Below are 4,802 nucleotides of genomic sequence, written 5' to 3' on the forward strand. Positions count from 1 at the left end.
TGCTCACCGCCTGCGTCACCGCATCCACCGCCACGACCGCCGAGGCCGCGGCGGGCAGCCCTGCGCCCACCCCGCCGCTGGGCTGGAACAGCTGGAACAGCTTCGGGTGCGGTGTCGACGAGTCGAAGGTCCGCCAGGCCGCCGACGCGATGGTGTCCTCCGGTATGAAGGACGCCGGCTACCGGTACGTCATCGTCGACGACTGCTGGTTCGACCCTCAGCGGGACGGCGCGGGCAACCTCCGGGCCGACCCGACCAAGTTCCCCGGCGGCATGAAGGCGCTCGGGGACTACATCCACAACAAGGGCCTGAAGTTCGGCCTCTACGAGGCACCCAACGAACGCACCTGCGCCCAGGCCGTGGGTTCCTACTCCGGCTCCACCGGCAGCAAGGGCCACGAAGCCCAGGACGCCACCACCTTCGCCTCGTGGGGCGTGGACTACCTCAAGTACGACTGGTGCTCGTCCAACGGCACGCTGGACCAGCAGGTCGCGCAGTTCACCCTCATGCGCGACGCCCTCCGCGCCACCGGCCGTCCCATCGTCTACAGCATCAACCCCAACAGCCTGCACGCCATCACCGGCTCCTCGTACAACTGGGGTGAGGTCGCGGACCTGTGGCGGACGACCGAGGACCTGCTCGACATCTGGCAGAACGGCAACACCAACAGCTACCCGATGGGCGTGGGCAACGTCCTCGACGTCGACGCGCCGCTGGCCGCCCAGTCGGGCCCCGGCCACTGGAACGACCCCGACATGCTCGTGGTCGGCCGCCCCGGCCTGTCCCTGACCGAGTCCCGTTCCCACTTCGCCCTCTGGTCGCTGCTCTCGGCACCCCTCATCGCGGGCAACGACATCCGGACCATGTCCGGCGACGTGAGCGCGATCCTGCGCAATCCCCGCCTGCTGGCGGTGAACCAGGACGCGCTCGGCGCGGGCGGGCGCCGGGTGCGCGACGACGGCGACACCGAGGTGTTCGCCAAGCCGCTGTCCGACGGCTCGGTCGCCGTCGGCCTGTTCAACCGCGGAAGCGGTGCCGCGACCGTCTCCGCCACGGCCGCGCAGGTCGGCCTCACCGGAGGGCCGTTCACCCTCACCGACCTGTGGACCGGCGACACGTCGAGCACGTCCGGCCAGATCTCGGCCGGCGTCCCGGCGCACGGCGTCGCCGTGTACAGGGTGTCCGGCGGCAGCCCGCTGGCCTCCACCACCGCACGGCTTCGCGGCACCGGGTCCGGCCGTTGCCTGGATGTGGACCGGGCCGCCACGACGGCCGGAACGGCGACGCTGATCTGGGACTGCCACAGCGCCGCCAACCAGCTGTGGACCACCTGGGCCGGAGGCGAGATCCGCGTCTACGGCGACAAGTGCCTGGACGCTTCCGGCCAGGGCAGCACCGACGGCACGCCCGTCATCATCTGGCCCTGCAACGGTCAGAACAACCAGAAGTGGACCGTGCAGGCCGACGGGTCGATCCGCAACGTCCACGCCGGGCTGTGTCTGGACGCCGACCACGCGGGGACCGCCAACGGCACCTCGGTCATCCTGTGGACCTGCAACGGCCAGAACAACCAGAAGTGGACGACCCTCCGATAACCCGTCCCCTCGTCTGCGAGAAGTGAACGGGAGTACGGCGGAGGCGCGGTCCGGCCGGGCCACGCCTCCGCTGCGGTTCAGGCCGGGTACGGGAGGTGGGCCTCCGGGGCGCCGGCCGGCCGGCTGCGCAGGGGCCGTCGGGGCCTCCGATACGCACGTGCCACGAGTGCGGGCGTTCGGTAGTGCCGGTTAGCCGCTCGCCGGTGCGGCGCAGGTGGAAGCGGGCGGCGTCGCCGAGGCCCTCGGTGCGGGGGGCGGTGACGGTCCGCTCAGCGCCGTCCGCGCAGGCGAGGACGCGCAGTTCGACGCCGTCGGCCCACGCGGAGACCGGGCGCTGGTCCTCGACGGCGAGCGGGATGACGGAGTCGGGGCGGGCGGGCAGCGGCAGGGTGTGGAAGCCGTGCCGTTCCTGTCCTGCGCACTTCTGCGAGCATTTCGCGCAGCCGGTCCGGATCGGTCACGGTCCAGGGTGTGAAGGCGAGGAGCTCGGCGGACAGGTACTCGTCCTGGAAAGCCGGCCGGTGCGTGCGCCGGCAGCGCCAGACCCACGCCGGTGGCTTAGAACTCCTAACGAAATGATCTTCGGCATGCTTGGATCACTCCAGGGCTAGCGATCTGGGGGTGCGGAGTGGCGCGGCCGAAGCCGTGGGAGGTCGACGATGGGCTATGGGCAGTGATCGAGCCGCTGCTGCCTGCGATCGAGCGTCGAACTCGACATCCCGGCCGCAAGCGGCATCCGAACCGGCTGGTGTTCCAGGGCATCCTGTTCGTGCTGCATACCGGGATCGCCTGGGAACACCTGCCGCAGGAGCTCGGCTTCGGCTCGGGCATGACCTGCTGGCGCCGCCTGGCAGAGTGGACCGAGGCCGGAGTGTGGCCACGACTGCACGAAGCCCTCCTCGCCAAGCTTCACAGCGCGAACGCCCTGGACTTCTCCCGGGCGGCCGTCGATGGCTCCCATATCCGGGCGTTAAAGGGGGCTGCAAGACAGGACGAAGCCCCGTTGACCGGGGCAGAACGGGCAGCAAGCACCACCTGATCACCGATGCCACCGGCATTCCGCTCGCCGCCACCCTGACAGGTGGCAACCGCAACGACGTCACCCAGCTGATCCCACTCCTCCAAGCCGTGCCGCCCGTACGGGGCAAGCACGGCCGGCCTCGACGTCGCCCAGACGTCGTGCTGGCTGACCGCGGCTACGACCACGACAAGTACCGTCGGCTGGTCTGGGACCTCGGGGTGAAGCCGCTGATCGCCCGTCGGGGCATTGAGCACGGCTCAGGCCTGGGTGCGCAACGCTGGGTAGTGGAGCGCGCGTTCGCCCACCTGCACTGGTTCCGCCGTCTGCGGATCCGCTGGGAGATACGCGACGACATCCACGAAGCCTTCCTCAGCCTCGCCTGCAGCATCATCTGCTGGCGTCGGCTGACGAATCTCCCCTCGAGTCAGCCAGCGCTGCCATGGCAGCCTCGTAGCCGCGATCCTGCATGACCGGGAAGGCCCGCTCCGCCGTGTCGGCCCACGCATCGATCTCGGCATGGCCCGTCCTGACGGCACTGATCAGTTCCTTGATGACGTCGAGTTTTGGCTGGCTGACGTTCTGGCCGAGTTGCTCCATCGACACCTCTTGGTACGGCATCCCCAGCTGCCACCAGAAGCGCATGAGGTAGCGACACTCCTGGGGGTCACGGTCATCCGCCAAGCGGTCATGAATGACCCTCCGGGCACGCCGGAGCTGCTCATCGTCGCGGAAACCGTCGCGCAGGTCAGTCAGAGACACGCCAGGACCTTAGCAAGCACGTTCACCACCCCGAATAGCGCATTCTGTTAGTGGTTCTTACAGCGGTCAGTGCGCGCCGAGGCGGGTCCGCACTCCGACCGAGGACCGGCCGGTCAGGCCCTCCTCCGCGGGGTAGGCGGTGGTCTGGGTGATCGTGAGGCCGCGCTCGGCCCAGGTGAGGACCGTGGGCGTGAACAGGTTCACGATCAGCGTGGTGCCGTCGTGGAAGTAGACGGAGTCCGCCAGTTCGGTGTTGGACTCCATGCCGGTGCCCTGGCAGCACCAGAAGGAGTCGTAGTCGGTGCTCCAGGTGCCGCCGCCCCAGGCCGGGCCGACGCCGCGGCCGCCGCCGGGCTTGAGCGGGGTGAAGTAGGTGACGTGCCCGTGCGGGTCGGCGGGGTTCTGCGCGCCGACGACGTGGTTGAGCAGGGTGCGCTCGTAGAAGTCGAAGTAGCCGGCCTGGCTCGGGTCCAACTGCCGCAGTTCGCGGGTGAGTTTGAGCATGTTGTACGAGTTGCAGAGTTCGCAGTTGTCGTTGGTCAGCTGGGTGGCGATCGCGTCGGGTGCGCGGAAGTGCTCGGCCTGGCTGTTGCCGCCTATGGCGTAGCTGTGCGCGGTGGTGCAGATGTTCCAGGCCTGGAAGGCGATGTCGCGGTAGCGCAAAGTCCCGGAGGCACGGTACTCGCGAACAGCTCCGATCCACTTCGGCACCCGGGTGTTGGCGTGCAGGCCGTTCAGCTGGTCCTGTCCGGCGGCCAGCGGGTCGAACACGGCTGCGTGGTCGAAGCGTGGGCCACCGTCAGCCAGCGCGCGTCCCCGGTCTGCAGGTGGAGGTCGGCCAGGACTTCGTTCATGCCGCCGAACTCGGTGCCCATGAGCGCCTGCATCTGGCTCCGGGTGAGCCGGCCGGTGCGCAGGTCGACCCAGCCGGCCATGCCCAGCAGGACGACCCGGGCCTGGGTGCTGCCCAGCAGGCGCCACACGTCGAGCAGACCGGCCATGGTCTTGTGGACGCAGTAGTAGGGGACGTTGCCGTTCTTGAGCGAGCCGGACTCGAGCTGGGCGAAGTCGTTCTCGGGGAAGCCCGACAGATAGCCGGCGGAGAATCCCGCTGCGGCGTTGTTGGCCTGGCACTTGGCCAGCTCGGCCACCATGTACGCGGCCTTGTCCCGGCAGACGGTGTCGCCGTGGCAGCGCGGCTCGAACGAGAACACGAACGGCCTGCTGCGGCAGTACTTCCCGAAGGGCATCGACCTCTCGGCCCACACCCCCGACCACCTGGCGTTCGTCGCCGACCAGCTCAACCGCCGTCCACGCAAGACGCGCGGGGGGGGGTACGCCCCCCCCCCCCCCCCCCCACAACACCCCCCGGGGGTTTATCCCCCCCCGGGGCCGGGGTGCGTCTATTTCCGGCCGCCCCGTCGGCG

3 protein-coding genes and 2 pseudogenes are annotated in these 4,802 nt (G+C 69.5%); 3 read left to right on the plus strand and 2 right to left on the minus strand.

Annotation, left to right across the window (positions count from 1 at the left end; all coding sequences use genetic code 11):
* Positions 1-1,595: glycoside hydrolase family 27 protein (locus ACFV0G_RS09505; protein WP_380544309.1), on the plus strand; the 1,595-nt coding region annotated here is incomplete at its 5' end.
* 628 nt (positions 1,596-2,223) lie between these two features.
* Positions 2,224-3,086 (plus strand): IS5 family transposase gene (locus tag ACFV0G_RS09510; RefSeq protein ID WP_380544312.1). Its coding sequence is split into 2 segments (ribosomal slippage): positions 2,224-2,569 and positions 2,569-3,086, totalling 864 coding nucleotides; the frame shifts between segments, so codons are not numbered across the junction.
* On the opposite strand, the gene ACFV0G_RS09515 is transcribed toward ACFV0G_RS09510, so the two are convergent.
* Together ACFV0G_RS09515 and ACFV0G_RS09520 are read right to left on the minus strand one after the other, a co-directional pair.
* Positions 3,004-3,375, minus strand: coding sequence for a hypothetical protein (locus tag ACFV0G_RS09515; RefSeq protein WP_380544315.1), 372 nt, complete (start codon positions 3,373-3,375; stop codon positions 3,004-3,006). The two genes, ACFV0G_RS09510 and ACFV0G_RS09515, sit on opposite strands and share 83 nt — an antisense overlap.
* 111 nt (positions 3,376-3,486) lie before the next feature.
* Positions 3,487-4,562 (minus strand): annotated as a pseudogene (locus ACFV0G_RS09520) (beta-L-arabinofuranosidase domain-containing protein); the annotation flags it as partial.
* Between ACFV0G_RS09520 and ACFV0G_RS09525 the strand changes: the two are divergent.
* Positions 4,558-4,698: pseudogene (locus ACFV0G_RS09525) on the plus strand (transposase); the annotation flags it as partial. The pseudogenes ACFV0G_RS09520 and ACFV0G_RS09525 overlap by 5 nt on opposite strands.
* Between the last annotated feature and the right edge of the window lie 104 nt (positions 4,699-4,802).

The sequence above is a fragment of the Kitasatospora sp. NPDC059571 genome, from assembly GCF_042735675.1.
Classification (GTDB): Bacteria; Actinomycetota; Actinomycetes; order Streptomycetales; family Streptomycetaceae; genus Kitasatospora.